The 14271-nt window shown below is 43.3% G+C and carries 10 protein-coding genes; 6 read left to right on the plus strand and 4 right to left on the minus strand.

Annotation, left to right across the window (positions count from 1 at the left end):
• Positions 1-93 precede the first annotated feature (93 nt).
• The 3 genes from KXD37_RS10685 (at position 94) to KXD37_RS10695 (ending at position 1186) form a co-directional block, all read left to right on the plus strand.
• Positions 94-345: a hypothetical protein gene (locus tag KXD37_RS10685; protein ID WP_263463520.1), complete on the plus strand. Its 252-nt coding sequence runs from the start codon at positions 94-96 to the stop codon at positions 343-345.
• 156 nt (positions 346-501) lie between these two features.
• Complete coding sequence (gene ebrA, locus KXD37_RS10690) at positions 502-819, plus strand: multidrug efflux SMR transporter subunit EbrA (RefSeq protein ID WP_024121491.1); 318 nt, start codon at positions 502-504, stop codon at positions 817-819.
• 13 nt (positions 820-832) lie between these two features.
• Positions 833-1186: a DMT family transporter gene (locus tag KXD37_RS10695; RefSeq protein WP_024121490.1), complete on the plus strand. Its 354-nt coding sequence runs from the start codon at positions 833-835 to the stop codon at positions 1184-1186.
• 12 nt (positions 1187-1198) lie between these two features.
• Here KXD37_RS10695 and KXD37_RS10700 read toward each other — a convergent pair whose 3' ends face one another.
• The 3 genes from KXD37_RS10700 to KXD37_RS10710 all read right to left on the minus strand — a co-directional run bounded on the left by KXD37_RS10700 (position 1199) and on the right by KXD37_RS10710 (position 2952).
• Complete coding sequence (locus KXD37_RS10700) at positions 1199-1654, minus strand: OsmC family protein (RefSeq protein WP_101863296.1); 456 nt, start codon at positions 1652-1654, stop codon at positions 1199-1201.
• Between the two features lie 71 nt (positions 1655-1725).
• Positions 1726-2433 (minus strand): poly-gamma-glutamate hydrolase family protein, encoded by a 708-nt coding sequence (locus KXD37_RS10705; protein WP_106020797.1) that lies wholly within the window; start codon positions 2431-2433, stop codon positions 1726-1728.
• A 285-nt stretch (positions 2434-2718) separates the two neighbouring features.
• Positions 2719-2952, minus strand: coding sequence for a hypothetical protein (locus KXD37_RS10710; protein ID WP_024121487.1), 234 nt, complete (start codon positions 2950-2952; stop codon positions 2719-2721).
• Positions 2953-3173: 221 nt separating this feature from the next.
• Here KXD37_RS10710 and KXD37_RS10715 point away from each other — a divergent pair, with 221 nt between their 5' ends.
• From KXD37_RS10715 to KXD37_RS10725, 3 genes are all read left to right on the plus strand, one after another.
• Complete coding sequence (locus KXD37_RS10715; protein ID WP_106020794.1) at positions 3174-4502, plus strand: S8 family peptidase; 1329 nt, start codon at positions 3174-3176, stop codon at positions 4500-4502.
• Between the two features lie 145 nt (positions 4503-4647).
• Entirely contained in the window at positions 4648-5007 is a 360-nt protein-coding gene (locus KXD37_RS10720; protein ID WP_024121485.1) for a hypothetical protein, read from the plus strand.
• 268 nt (positions 5008-5275) lie between these two features.
• Complete coding sequence (locus KXD37_RS10725) at positions 5276-6517, plus strand: cytochrome P450 family protein (RefSeq protein WP_024121483.1); 1242 nt, start codon at positions 5276-5278, stop codon at positions 6515-6517.
• A gap of 51 nt (positions 6518-6568) precedes the next feature.
• Here KXD37_RS10725 and KXD37_RS10730 read toward each other — a convergent pair whose 3' ends face one another.
• Positions 6569-14263 (minus strand): beta-ketoacyl synthase N-terminal-like domain-containing protein, encoded by a 7695-nt coding sequence (locus KXD37_RS10730; protein ID WP_263463521.1) that lies wholly within the window; start codon positions 14261-14263, stop codon positions 6569-6571.
• Positions 14264-14271: the final 8 nt, after the last annotated feature.

The raw sequence follows: 14271 nt of genomic DNA on the forward strand, positions 1-14271 counted from the left end.
CACTCTCCTTCTTTTTCAGCTGAACGCCCAATCAAATTTGGGTAGGCTGAATACACTGCATCATCTACACTTTATTATTGGAGGAAAGAAAAAATGAACGAAGCGGAATATTTCATTGACGAAAATGATGCAAGAATCTTTGGCAGACCAGGGTTCGGCTACGGGTTTGGACGGCCAGGTTTTGGATTTGGAAGACCTGGGTTTGGCTATGGCTTTGGACGGCCGTTTGGATTTTACGGAGGACCTTTTTTTGGCGGGCTGGTAGGCGGACTTGTAGGAAGTGCTTTATTTAACCCTTATTTTTATGGCGGATATCCTTATCCCCCGTACCCATATTACTACTAAACCCGGCAGACCCCTTATAAAAGGGGTCTTTTTTATCCCCCGAATCTGAGTTGAAATGAATCTCTTGACTCATACATAGGTTTGCACTAATATTTTTCTAGCTGATGATCTTTTCATTACCTAACATTTATCATATTTTGAGTGAGGAGGATTACGATGATGATCGGTTACTTATTCCTCACAATTGCCATATGCTCAGAATCAATCGGAGCGGCCATGCTGAAAGTGTCTGACGGCTTCAAAAAGTGGAAGCCGAGTGCATTGGTCGTGATTGGTTATTCCCTTGCCTTTTATATGCTGTCGCTTACCTTAAACCGCATCCCTCTAAGCCTTTCATATGCGACATGGAGCGGCGTGGGTACGGTGCTGACGGCCGTTATCGGTGCGAAATTTTTCAAGGAAAAACTGAATGTAAAAGGACTTATTGGGATTGCTCTATTAATTTCAGGTGTTGTGCTGCTTAATTGGCAGTAAGGGAGTGTTGTATATGAGAGGATTTCTTTATTTGGCTCTTGCCATATTATCTGAGGTATTTGGGAGCACAATGCTCAAACTCTCCGAAGGCTTTACGCAATTCTGGCCTATTATCGGAGTGGCTGCCGGATTTCTGTCCGCCTTCACGTTTTTAAGCTTTTCTTTAAGAACCATAGACTTATCAAGCGCTTACGCCACTTGGTCCGGTATCGGGACGGCGCTTACAGCTGTAGTCGGTTTTTTGCTTTTTGGCGAAACCATCAGCTTGAAGGGTATATTTGGGCTGACACTCGTTATTGCAGGCGTTGTGCTGTTAAATCAGTCAAAAGCCCCTAATAAAGAAAAAAAGCAGACGGCCTGTCAGTGACCGTCTGCTTTTTTATGATTGCTCCGATATTTTTACAGAAGCTTCCAGCTGCAGTTCGACGTTTCCTTGAATGGCTCGTGAGATCATGCAGGAAGACTCCGCTTTTTCACAAAGCTTGTGGGCTAACGCAACGTCTTCTTCTGAGGCATCGTGTCTGAGGACTACTGCGGGGCGGTGAATGATTTTTTTGTATGTAAAGATCCCTCTTGTCACATCGACTATGCCTTCTGATTCCATCTGCAGATCTTCTTTTTCCAGTCCGCTTCTTTCCATCATAGCAGCAAGCGTAATAATATAACAGGTTGCCGCTGCCCCGAGAAGCATTTCATCCGGGTTGGTCCCCTCCCCCGGTCCGTCCATTTCTTTAGGAATAGAAATAGACGTGATGAGATTCCCGCTTTCGATTGTGCCGACATCATTGCGTTTTCCCGGCCAATTCGCTTTTAAATAAAAATGATGATCTGCCATTTGATTGCCTCCTTCAATGGATTCCATTTCAGTCTACTGATCTTCCTTGATTTTGTCCTCTGATTTGCTTATTAGGAATATTCTTTTTCAAGTACATGTTTTATCGCCCGGACATAAGAGTAGAATTCACTGGTTTTCGTGTATTTCCTATCTTTATAGTAAAAATCATCAAAAAAGGCTTCTCTCTGTTCACGGCTGATTTCCAGCTGGATACTCAGCCCGGTTTCCCCCTGGTTATTAATGTTATCTGCACTTAATCCTGCAAGGCCGCTTTGAGAGGACGCTAATTCAGCGGAAAACCCTCTTTTTTCAAGAGCTCTGACAATCATTTTCGCCCGCTTACGGTCTGTTCCTCCGACAAGTGTATTTTTCTTTTCTCCTTTATATCCGTGAAAAGCGACAACGTACTGGTGCTCCTTGATCTTCTCTTCAGCCAATGGCTCATCAAAGTTGGTGCTTGTAATGTGCAGCGTTTGATTACCATGTGACTTTAAGCCCTCAAACAGGTAAGTCGAGTAGTCATCGTTGAAATAACGCACAAGCTCACTTACTCCGCCTTCAATTCTTCCGCCGTGCGGAGACATGATTAAAACTTTGCTCCCTTTTTTCTCTTGATAAGAAATATCATAATCAGCAGGGTCCTCATTCTCTGCCAGACTGCTGAAATTTGAATATGTATCCGGCTGGTTGGATGGTTCAGGTTCTAATGAGTAATGAACATATCTTATGAATAAGACTATGGCTAAGACTAATATGACATTTAGTAAAAATCTTCTCATGTTAAACTCCTTTCACAAGAATGGCAAGGTTCATTATATGAGGTATAGTCAATAGGTTTTATCTTACCATTGTATACACCATATCATCAGTGAAAAAGTTCCCGGTTTCAAAAAATCAATTGAATGTCACATTTATCAGCGGTTATATTCAAATATCAGTGAAAAAAGATTGAGAGGAAAAACGAAAAAGGTAGGAATAACCTCACTTGGTAATTAAATGTATAGAGGAATAAGGAAGGTTTTACTAAAAACCAGGCTGTCCGGGATGCTGAAGCGGACGGCCTGTTATAGTCCTGCGAACCGGGGTTCTTGCTTCCTTGTTCGCACAAAGTCACAGGAGAGGATAGAGTCTAATAAAAACGTTCTGATCTGATGGTTCGTAAAACAAAAAGCTTTAATTTGTGTTTTGCTTTTCTGCCTGACGATAATCGTTCTTTTTGTTATGGTGCCGTCTTTCTTCATATATATAATGCTGATTGGTATCTGATCTTCCAAAGACCGGCGTAAGAAGATATTCATACGATTATCGCTCCTCCTGTTTGATATATATAAATGATAATACGAACAAACGTTCTTTTTCAATACCCAATGATTAACAGTACACATGATTCTTTCGTATCAGATTCAAAAGATTCATAAAAACAAACTCTTGTCCGCCTCCTCTAAAGGACAAACAAACTTACCAAACATATGATCCACTCATAGAGTATACAGAGAACTTCATAATAGGAGGAAAATCTATGTTTGGCTACTCTATGGTACAAATGGTGAGAGCAAACGCTCATAAGCTTGATTGGCCATTGCGTGAAAGCGTCTTGCAGCTCTACAAGCCCTTCAAGTGGACTCCTTGCTTTTTACATCAGTTTTTTGAAACAAAATTAAAAAACAGAAAAAAAATGTCGGTCATCATTGAATTCGAGGAAGGCTGCCATGAGGCCGGCTTTCAAATGGCGGGACGGGTTTTACAAAAAGAAAAACGCAGCAAGCTAAAAAACCGTTTTAACAAAATCAATTGCTGCAGCGCAGAGGTTACCCCTTCAGCATTGCATTCTCTTCTTTCTGAATGCAGCGATATTCGCAAAGTGTATTTAAACCGCGAAGTCAAAGCGCTTCTTGACACAGCAGCCGAAGCAAGCCATGCAAAGGAAGTCGTCAGAAGCGGGCAAACCTTAACCGGTAAAGGCGTTACAGTCGCAGTAGTCGATACAGGAATCTACCCGCACCCTGACTTAGAGGGAAGAATTATTGGATTTGCCGATATGGTAAACCAAAAAACAGAGCCGTATGATGATAATGGACATGGCACACACTGCGCAGGTGATGTCGCAAGCAGCGGCGCGTCGTCTTCCGGCCGTTACCGCGGCCCTGCACCGGAAGCCAATTTAATCGGAGTAAAAGTGCTGAACAAACAAGGTTCAGGCACGTTAGCGGACATTATTGAAGGCGTCGAATGGTGTATTCAATATAATGAGGACAATCCGGATGAACCAATTGATATTATCAGCATGTCCCTTGGCGGCGATGCGCTGCGTTATGACAATGAACTGGAAGATCCATTAGTCAAAGCAGTTGAAGAAGCTTGGAACGCCGGGATTGTCGTCTGTGTTGCTGCCGGAAATTCAGGCCCTGATCCGCAGACAATTTCAAGCCCTGGTGTAAGCGAAAAAGTCATTACTGTCGGCGCGTTTGACGATAACAATACAGTAAGCAGCGAAGATGATACAGTTGCTTCTTTCTCAAGCCGCGGACCGACTGTATACGGGAAAGAAAAGCCCGATATTTTAGCACCGGGCGTAAACATCATTTCCCTTCGCTCACCGAATTCATATATCGATAAGCTGCAAAAATCAAGCCGTGTAGGGTCTCATTATTTTACAATGTCGGGGACATCAATGGCAACGCCGATCTGTGCGGGAATCGCCGCCTTAATACTCCAGCAAAATCCAGATCTTACGCCGGACGAAGTGAAAGAGCTGCTTAAAAATGGGGCTGATAAATGGACAGGCGAAGACCCGAATATTTACGGTGCCGGAGCAATCAATGCTGAGAAAGCTATTCCTGGTGAATAAGATTTCATGATCTTCGTGAACACTGCTGGTTCGTTAAAGGGTCAGCAGTGTTTTTTAGCATACATAAGCCGGTATATCCCAGCAGAGTGTAAAACATAAAACAATTGGGAATAGTTACAGTATAGATCAAAAGGAGGAATGACTGATGGCACTCAACAACACTGAGCTTTCTGAATGGTTGAGAGAGCGGATCGGCCAGACGCTTGATATTAGAAAAGGCGAACTGACCAATAACCAAGACGAGATTTCAGATTTGGATCAGATTGTTCTTCACCTTCAAAAAGTGGGCATACGCAGCGCAAACCACCCTGACGACTACGTTGCAAATGACGAACTCGTCCTGGAAGGCGAAGGAACAACCTTTACTGAAGCTGGAGACGTACCGCTTCCGCAGAACGCTTATGAAATTCCTTTATTAGGGGATATTCACATTCACCAAGAAAATGGCGGATTGAAGGTACTGACAGATCGTGCGGTATATACTATTGATGTACAAAACAAATGAAGAAACTTTCACCTGGTCGAAAGAATACAGCGCCTTTGAAATTGCCCCAAAGGCGCTTTTTTGCATGGAATCATTTCCTTACCCGCAAGCCGATATTTTCGTCCCAAAACTATTGAACGGCACCTAAAATAGATATATAGTTTTAGACATAACAGGTTGTCGTTTCCAATGGGATTCTGTTATACAGATTGCGCAAAGCTTTCTTTTACATCTGGTCTAAACTGAATAAATGCATCTGTCTTAATCTATTAGGCGAGGAGAATGGAAAATGGAAAATTTGATGTTTCATCCGCATGCTAAAGAGTTTCATGAAAACCCCTTTTCAGTTTTAGGCCGTTTTAGAGAACACGCACCCATTCATCGATTCGAATTACACCGTTTTGGAAGTACATATCCGGCGTGGTTAATCACCCGTTACGATGATTGCATGGCATTTCTTAAAGACAACCGAATTACAAGAGACGTTAAAAATGTAATGAGCAAAGAACAAATTGAAATGCTCAATGTCAGTGAAGACGTTGATTTCGTATCAGATCATATGCTGGCAAAAGACACACCTGACCATACTCGTTTAAGGTCACTGGTTCACCAAGCATTTACCCCCCGCGCCATTGAAAATCTACGCATCAGCATCGAACAAATTACTGAACGATTGTTAGATGAAATGGAAAAAGAGAATGAAACAGACTTTATGGCATCCTTTGCCTCTCCGTTACCGTTTATCGTGATTTCTGAAATGATGGGCATACCGAAAGAGGATCGGGCACAGTTTCAAATATGGACCAATGCCATGGTTGATACTTCAGAGGCCAACCGAGAACTGACCAATCAGGCTCTTCGGGAGTTTAAAGACTATGTTGGCAAGTTAATTCATGAAAGAAGAATACAGCCAAAAGACGATTTGATCAGTAAACTTGTGCATGCTGAAGAAGACGGCCAAACGTTAAGTGAAAAAGAACTTTACTCTATGCTGTTCCTTTTGGTGGTAGCAGGACTTGAAACGACGGTTAACTTAATCGGATCTGGCACCCTTGCATTGCTTCAGCACAAGGAAGAATTAGAGAAACTGAAACTGCATCCTGAAATGATAGATACAGCCGTTGAAGAATTGCTGCGCTACACCTCCCCTGTCGTTATGATGGCAAATCGGTGGGCCATTGAAGACTTCTCCTACCAAGGCCATTCTATCAAAAAGGGAGACATGATTTTTATAGGAATCGGTTCTGCCAATCGAGATCCTGAACGATTTGAAAATCCAGAAACATTCGATATAACCAGAACACCTAATCGGCATATCTCTTTCGGCTTTGGGATACACTTCTGTTTAGGAGCGCCGCTGGCAAGATTGGAAGGGCAAATTGCGTTTAACGCACTGCTGAAACGATTTCCGCAAATTGAACTTACGGTAACGCCAGAAGAGTTGAAATGGAGAAAAAATGCTTTTTTAAGAGGATTAGAAAGTCTTCCAGTCTCACTTGCAAGGAAAGATTCACTTTCACACCTCAGCTGATTTCTTCCAGCAGATAAAAATCCCCCTTTTAAAGGGGGATTTTAAATTTCCTCAGCGCTTTACCAATTCATCAGCGTTTTCTTCGCTGGCTTCATGTTTTTTGCGAAAAGCCTTAAGGAAATTCGCGTTTACTACGCCTCTGTTTGAGTATAGTTTTTCACAAAACTCCAGCATGGCGCTGGACGCTTTAGATTCTGTTAACATCATCATGTGATTGCTGGAATCGACATCCACCAGATGGAATTGAGGGATTTGCCGCTCCCATTCCTCCCAGTAGGCAGTATCATCCAACGGTATTTTTTCATTTGAAATGGCAAAGTAAATGTCCAAGTCTCCAAGGAATGACCTGCTTTTATTGCGGAAATAATAACATTTTACCGCTTCAGGATCCACAAGCGGCTGCACAGTGTACGCCTCAAATTCATAAGCATGCTGAGTTTTGACCATTTGGTTAAGCTGAGTCCGTATTCTCTTCTCTGGTTTGTTTAATCCCCGCTTTCTTGCTAAACCAATCAGTTCAGTTAAAAATTCCTCTTCCTCTCTGTCAACATCTACCTCTTCACGGCTGATGAGAACGTCTGTAAGCTTTTCCGGCTGAACAATAGATGCCAGCATCGTATTTATCGTTTGAAGCATTGACGTTTTTACAGAAGGCTCATTTTGTTCACGTCCAGGACTGTAAGGGGAATCAATCATGACCATGCTTTTTACAGCAAGCCCCTGCCTTTGCAGCTGGCGTGTTACTTCATATGCGAGCAGTCCGCCTAAGGAATATCCGCCTACATCATAAGGGCCTTCCGGCTGTACGGCTCGCATAATGTCTATATAATAGGAAGCCATTTGTTCAATTCCGTGTAAAGGAGCATGATTTGTCATAAAGCCCCTGGCTTGAATGCCGTAAAAAGGACGCTGGCTTTTCTTCGCAAATGGCGTATAGATTTCTACACCGCCTACTCCTCCATGAAACCAAAATACAGGGCGCCCCCGCTTGCCATCATTTAACGGTATCAATTCCGGAAATGACCGGCTGACAGTCTGGACTGACTGGTCTTGTACTGTGTTTTCCCGTTTCGTTGCTATCAAGTCCACCATATTCTGCACGGTTTGACACGTTTGCAGCTCTGCCAGGCTGATTGACAGGCCAGCTTCTGCTTGCAATTGCTGCAATAACTGTATACAAACGATAGAATCAAACCCGTAATCTTGTAATGCCTTTTGAGGATTTAATTCTTCAGGCGTCATGCCCAACACATCAGATATCATTTGAATATCGTTTCTTTTGTGAAGGGGAATCTCAGCATTTGAAAAAGCAGGTGCTATTTCTGGTGACAGAAAGCCATTCCAGCAATTTCTTTTTTCAAACGGATAGGCGGGCAATGATATTCTCCGCGCACCTTTTCCTCGATGAAGCTGCTCCCATGGAATTTGCACTCCTTTTGCCCAGCAAAACGCGATCTTTTCAAGATGGTTTTCAGACAATAGTGTCTGCATCACGATATCGCCCAATGTTCCCTCAAGCAAGGCGCCGATATCTGACAAGCCTTCTTCTGAATTTCCGATAAAGCAAGGTACAGTGCTTTTCGGCTTTTCGGCTTTTTCCGCAGCTGTTAAGTACTCTTCCAATCCGAGTACGAGTTCATCCTTACTGCGGATGATCAAGGCCATCCGGTCACTCATCTCTTCTCGTCCGACTTGAAGTGTGTAAGCGTAATTTTGTAAAGACAGTTCTTTTTGCTGTTTTACATAGTCAAGCATCTGTTGAACAACGGCTCTTAGTCTGTCTTGGTTTTTTGCAGAAAGCACCACAATGTGCGGCTCATCTGTATGTTCAATTGCTGGTTCTGTATGAGAAGGAACATATTCTTCTAAGATGATGTGCGCGTTTATTCCTCCAAAACCATAGCTATTAATGCTTGCTCTGCGTGGTATCGTTCTGCCTGCATCATCCTGTATTTCTTCCCACTGCTGGTTTCTGTCAATCATCCGGAAACGCGTTTCCTTTATTGACACCTGATCATTCAATGAATCAAAACCGGGAATACCAGGTATTGTTTTATGCTGCATCGCCATGCTGACTTTCATAAGAGCAGCCATGCCTGAGACCAGTTCTCCATGCCCGATGCTCGGCTTTAAGCTGCTGATGTAACATGGCATTTCTCCTTGCAATTGGGGTGAATGCTCCGATTCGAGCTGTCTGTATCCCGATTTCAACGCTTCCACTTCTATAACGTCAGCCACTGGCGAGGCGATCCCGTGCGCTTCTATATAAGTCACCGTTTTCGGATCAACTTGCGACCCTTGATAAGCCTTCTTCATCGCATCCTTCATTCCGATCGGATTAGGCGCGTGCAGTGACATTCCCCTGCCGCCATGCGATACACCTGTCCCTTTAATGACAGAATAAATATGATCAGAGTCTTCAATGGCTTTTTGTAAAGGTTTAATGATGAGAACCCCTGCACCTTCACTTCGAACAAATCCATTCGCCTCTGCTTGAAAGGACTTGGCTTTTCCTTCCGCACTCAAATATCCCATTGAATCAAAGCCGATAAAGCCCTTTGGTGAGAGCAGAAGGTTCACAGCGCCAACAATGGCTTGCTCACATTCGCCGTTTCGAATGGATTGAATCGCTCTGTGCAAAGCGACAAGAGCTGAGGAACAGGCAGCCTCATAATATTCACTTGGCCCTTTTACATTCAGTGCATAGGAAATACGGTTTGGCATTAAGGAAGGAATCACAGCCGCATCGGTATTGCCGGCTGCGACAAAAACTCCTGTCGGGCAGCTGGATAAGGCTTGGCCTGTTATACCGGCGTCTTCCATCGCCTTCCACGCATGTGTCAAAAGCAGAAACTCCTGGGGATCCATTGTCGCTGCTTCTTTCGGTGAAATGCCGAAAAACAGCGGGTCAAACTCACCTATGCCTTCTATAAACCCGCCCCATTGAAGGCTTGACTGCTTCCCATCAGTATTTTCGGTATATTTTCGCCAATCCCAGCGTTCTTCCGGCACTTCAGAAATACAATTCCTCCCATGAACCAGGTTATCCCAAAATTCCGTTACATTGTTTGCTTTTGGAAACTGCCCTGACATGCCGATAATGGCTATACCGTCTGCCGTATATTCTTTTGTTTCATCCGTCTTTCTTTCATAGGTTTGCATTTGCATTATTTTATTTTCTTTTATATTCGGGGATTTCTGCTGTTGCTTGACCCCTCCAAACAATTGAACAAAGGATTTTTCATGTTTCTCGGCAAAAAAGTCGGCCAGTTCTTGAAGAGTCGGATATTCAAAAAACAATGTAGGATTTAGCTCAATCTTTGTCGCTGATTCCAGCTCTCTTGTCAACGCAATCAATTGGGAAGAATCGATCCCCAAATCCATGATATGAACTTTTGCAAGAGACAGTTTTGATGGATTGGCCGCCTTATCAGCCAGTTTATCTGTGATATAGCTTCGAATACGGTCTCTTATATCGTGTATTTGAACTTCCTGATTTTCCTCTTTGCTTCCTCGATCTGTTAAGCGGAATTGCTTTAAAGAGTAACCTGAATAGCGCATCACCGTTTCTGACGCTTCATTCATCACATCTATGTCAAACAGCAGCATTTCACCGGTATTCTTAACCAAAGTAATCAAAAGCCAGCAATCTTCTCTTATTTTATTTTTTGTGAATTGAATATCGTTGATTCCAAATGGCAAGAAATGCCCCTCTATGTCTAATTGTTCTGTGAAACTGAGAATTGCCAGGTAAGCACTGTTTGTAATCAATGGGCTGACAGTGTAATGATGCGCATTTGCCATGCCGTTTTGAGACAAACGCACTTTTGCAAGGATTGAATTATTGCCTCTGTACAGATGAGTGATGGTTTTATATAAGTCTCCCCACTCAGCGCCGCCGTCGATGGTTTGATACATTTGGTCAATATGATCCAGCTCTGTTAACGAACGTTTTACGCTTTCGATGTTTACTTTTTTTGTTTCAAAATGATCTTTTTGGCATTGCCCGATTGCGGCAGGCTTCCAAGTTTCAGATGCCCGCTCACGATACATGATTTGCAAATCGATTGCATGATCTTTCTGAAGAGGATCAGCTTTCACTTCAATTGTTTGCCCTTGGTTTATGACAACAGGGTTTAGATAACTTAATTTACTGATACGGCCGCTGATTTCCTCAGGAAACATTTCAAAAAATGCGTCAATCGCAAGACTTGCATAGGTTGCACCGACGAGCACCCGTTCTTTGTTGAACACATGGCCTTGAACGTAAGGCTCATCGTATACGAATGAATCTTGTATCAGCGGATGATTAACCGTTTGCTCATCATGCCTTTTCCCTTCTTCATGAGGCAGGGCACCGAATTGAAAGACTGTTTGATGGTCAAATGCATAGTGAGGCAGATTGATCCAGCCAGTTTCATTCCCTTGATGTATATGGTCAAAATAAATCGAAGCCCCCGCAGCCCATTGCTGTGCGGTTAAGCTTGTTTCTTCATGGGCTGACCCTGCATTTGTAGAAATCGCATCTGATTGTAAATCAAAGGATGTATAGATACCATCTTGGAGTGAGCTTTCTTTTGTTTTTTGGAAAATCTTTAGTTTTTCAATCAATTCCTGCGTCGACGATACCGAAAATGCAGCCCGATGTTCTAAGTCATGGTTGATCCTGTGCAGTGAGCGTACAACTGCTCCAATAGAAGAAGATGGTTTTTTTTCTAAAAACACTCGCAGTTTTTCAAGATAGCTGAGCAGGCTCCATTTCGTTTTCGCAGAAAAAACGGCCAGATATTCCTGCTGGTGAGGCACTGGATGTTGCTGCTCAGTTACAGCGCCGATAAATTCTTCTATAATGAGATTCGCATAGGCCCCTCCCGCTCCGAAAGAATTAATCATGCTTCTTCTGGGCAGATGCTTTCCTGTATCGGGATCTTTTAACCGCTGCCACGGCTCCGTTCGTTTTTGCAGATAAAATGCTGTGTTTTCCAGGTTAATATTTGGATTGACAGGGGCGGCATTAATCGTCGGCACAAGCGTCCCATTTTTCATCTGCAACAGAACTTTCGTGAGCTGAGAAATGCCGGAAGCCGCCTCCAAATGTCCAAGATTCGATTTTACAGAGCCTATCGCACAAAACTGTTTCTTATTTGTATACTGTTGAAATGCATTAGATAGTGCGATTACTTCAATCGGGTCACCTAACGCTGAACCATTTGCCGCAGATTCTATATAGCCGATTGTTTCCGGATCAATGCCGGATTGCTGAATGGACTTGGAGATTAATGCAGCTTGCTGCTTCGGATCTGGCGCTGTATACATCTGCCTTCCTCCGCTATGATTGGCAAAGCTGCTTTTGATGACGGCATAAATATGGTCGTGATCTTCTATCGCTTTAGAGAGCGGTTTTAGCAGGACGGCTCCGACGCCTTCACCCGGAATAAGCCCGCTTCCTGTGCCAAAGCTCTTGCTTTGATTTCCGTTCCCTAAAAGATTTGCGCGCTCCAGCGCATCATATTTAGAGAGATCCAATGTTAAATTGACACCGCCGGCTATTGCCATCGAACAGTTTTTCAGTTTCAAACTCTCACATGCAAGATGGATTGCGTTTAATGAACTGGAGCATGCGGAGCTGACAGCCAGACTTGGTCCTGTCAGGTTAAAAAAATGAGAAACGCGATTTGCAATATGCCAGTCTCCGCCATTAGAGCTCAGCACCGCTTGTTCTAATGAAGGGATATTCCAAAAATACTGATTATACATGTTTCCAACAAAGACACCTACTCCCGTTCCGTTGTCCTGCAGTTCATTTAATCGGATTTGAGAATAGCCGCCGTCCTCAAATGTTTCCCAGACGGTTTCTAAAAATAAACGAAGTTCCGGCGTCATTTCCATTACTTGATTCTGATCCGCTTCAAAAAGATGATGATCAAACGCATGTACGTCTTTTAAAAATCCGCCGTAGCGCTTCTTATCTGACGATTGTAATGATTCTTTCGACAAAGTGTTTACTAAAGATGTCCGCCATCTTGATTGCGGAGCCTCTGTAATACAATTATCCCCAGCTATTAAATGCTCCCAGAGCTCTTCTACGTTTTCAGACATCGGATAACGTCCGCTTATGCCGATAATTGCAATATCTTCTGTGCCGTAATGATTTGGTGTGGTTCTATGAGAAGGGAGTGCCTTTACGTTTTTCGCTGTTTCGGTTTCTGATTTTGGATTCGCCTTTGCTTGCTGAGTTTTAATTAGCTGCTGGTCTCCGCTAAAACGGCGCGTTTGATATGTAAACGGCTGTTCAGATTTTACTGGCTTCGCTTGAATAGAAGTTTCTTTATTTGCGGGCTGTGATTTTTCTTTCAGCAGTGATGTCCGCAGCTTCTCTTCATGCTCCTTTATCAGAAAATCGACGAGTTCTTTCGTATTGCTGTGTTCAAATAAAATTGTTTTCGGAAGCTCACCCGTCAGTTTTTCTAACTCACGAATAAAATTCACCTGCAAAATAGAATCGATTCCATACTTCTCAAACGTTGTTTCTGCATGTATACGCTCCGGTGATAGTTTTATTGATTTTGCTAACGTATGTTTCACAAATTGTGTCGTTTGTTCAAGAAGATTATCCTCATCACTATCCTTCGTTTGAGAATGATGTTCACCTAGATGGTAATCTATAATTTCTTCTGCTGGTTTTTCTGTTCGCGTTTTTTGACGGACGATTCCGTCACTTTCCGCTGCAATGATCTGCTGGCCGAGCTGATGTGATTGTTCAGCCATAAAGGAAACATAACGAAAGCCCTCACTCTCAAGCACCATTTTCCAAGAGTCTGGATATAAACCGGGGCAGCCCGGGATACGCAGATCAGGATCTTCATACAGCCACCAGCCCTCTAATAAGCCAAAGGTCAGGTGTGAATACACATTATGGTCATTAATCTCATTCAGAAGGAGCAGGCCGTTTTTCTTCAAAACCGCTTTGGCATTTCTCAATGTCTGCCGGATATTTTTCGTCGCATGAAGCACATTTGCAGCGACAACCACATCATATCCGCCCGCTTCTATATGTTGTTCAGCCGCCGGCTCTTCCACATTAAATACCTTATACGTCAAATAAGGGTTGTCCGGACCGTACATTTTTTCCGCATGCAGTAAAAACGCTTTGGAGAGATCTGTATAGCAATATTCTTTTATATGCGACTGATAGGCTTTCATTTTTTGAAAAACCGCAGCGCTTGTGCCGCCTGTTCCTGCTCCGATTTCTAGTATACGAATCCTTGCTTCAGGCTCTTGCTTTAGACGCTCCTGCATAAAGGCAGCCAAGGTGTCTGCCAGCACATCGTTAAAATAGTCTGCGACTTGATTGTTTTTATAGATTCCTTCCACTAATTCCATAGATGAGTTCGGAAAAAGGATATCGGTGGCAGATGCCTTGCCGGTCAGAATATCCGGCAAGGCTTTAAGTGCAGTCTCTACTAACACCACCATGGCTTTCATGTTACTGTCTTGAAGCAAGTCTGCTTTTTTTTCATCCCATTCGTTCCACAATTCATTTATGTCCTCTGTTGAGCGGGTTACGGCGTATCCATTTGCCATTTGTTGAAGAAAACCATGCCGCTCCAAAATCGCTAGGCTCTCCTCAAACCATCTGCCATAGAAATTCTGCAGCATCGGCTGGGGCTTATTTTCCTTGAAAAATCCTATGGACTGCAATTGTGCTAACAGCATCTTACAGAGAATGTCTTCTGTGTTTCGCATTGGCGCTT

Source organism: Bacillus sp. XT-2 (assembly GCF_025696525.1).
Taxonomy (GTDB): Bacteria; Bacillota; Bacilli; order Bacillales; family Bacillaceae; genus Bacillus; species Bacillus halotolerans.

Excerpts from the sequence above, each read along its gene's own strand:
- KXD37_RS10685 (WP_263463520.1), top strand. The coding sequence starts at position 94 with ATGAACGAAGCGGAATATTTCATTGACGAAAATGATGCAAGAATCTTT.
- ebrA (WP_024121491.1), top strand. The coding sequence starts at position 502 with ATGATGATCGGTTACTTATTCCTCACAATTGCCATATGCTCAGAATCA.
- KXD37_RS10695 (WP_024121490.1), top strand. The coding sequence starts at position 833 with ATGAGAGGATTTCTTTATTTGGCTCTTGCCATATTATCTGAGGTATTT.
- KXD37_RS10700 (WP_101863296.1), bottom strand. The coding sequence starts at position 1,654 with ATGGCAGATCATCATTTTTATTTAAAAGCGAATTGGCCGGGAAAACGC.
- KXD37_RS10705 (WP_106020797.1), bottom strand. The coding sequence starts at position 2,433 with ATGAGAAGATTTTTACTAAATGTCATATTAGTCTTAGCCATAGTCTTA.
- KXD37_RS10710 (WP_024121487.1), bottom strand. The coding sequence starts at position 2,952 with ATGAATATCTTCTTACGCCGGTCTTTGGAAGATCAGATACCAATCAGC.
- KXD37_RS10715 (WP_106020794.1), top strand. The coding sequence starts at position 3,174 with ATGTTTGGCTACTCTATGGTACAAATGGTGAGAGCAAACGCTCATAAG.
- KXD37_RS10720 (WP_024121485.1), top strand. The coding sequence starts at position 4,648 with ATGGCACTCAACAACACTGAGCTTTCTGAATGGTTGAGAGAGCGGATC.
- KXD37_RS10725 (WP_024121483.1), top strand. The coding sequence starts at position 5,276 with ATGGAAAATTTGATGTTTCATCCGCATGCTAAAGAGTTTCATGAAAAC.
- KXD37_RS10730 (WP_263463521.1), bottom strand. The coding sequence starts at position 14,263 with ATGCGAAACACAGAAGACATTCTCTGTAAGATGCTGTTAGCACAATTG.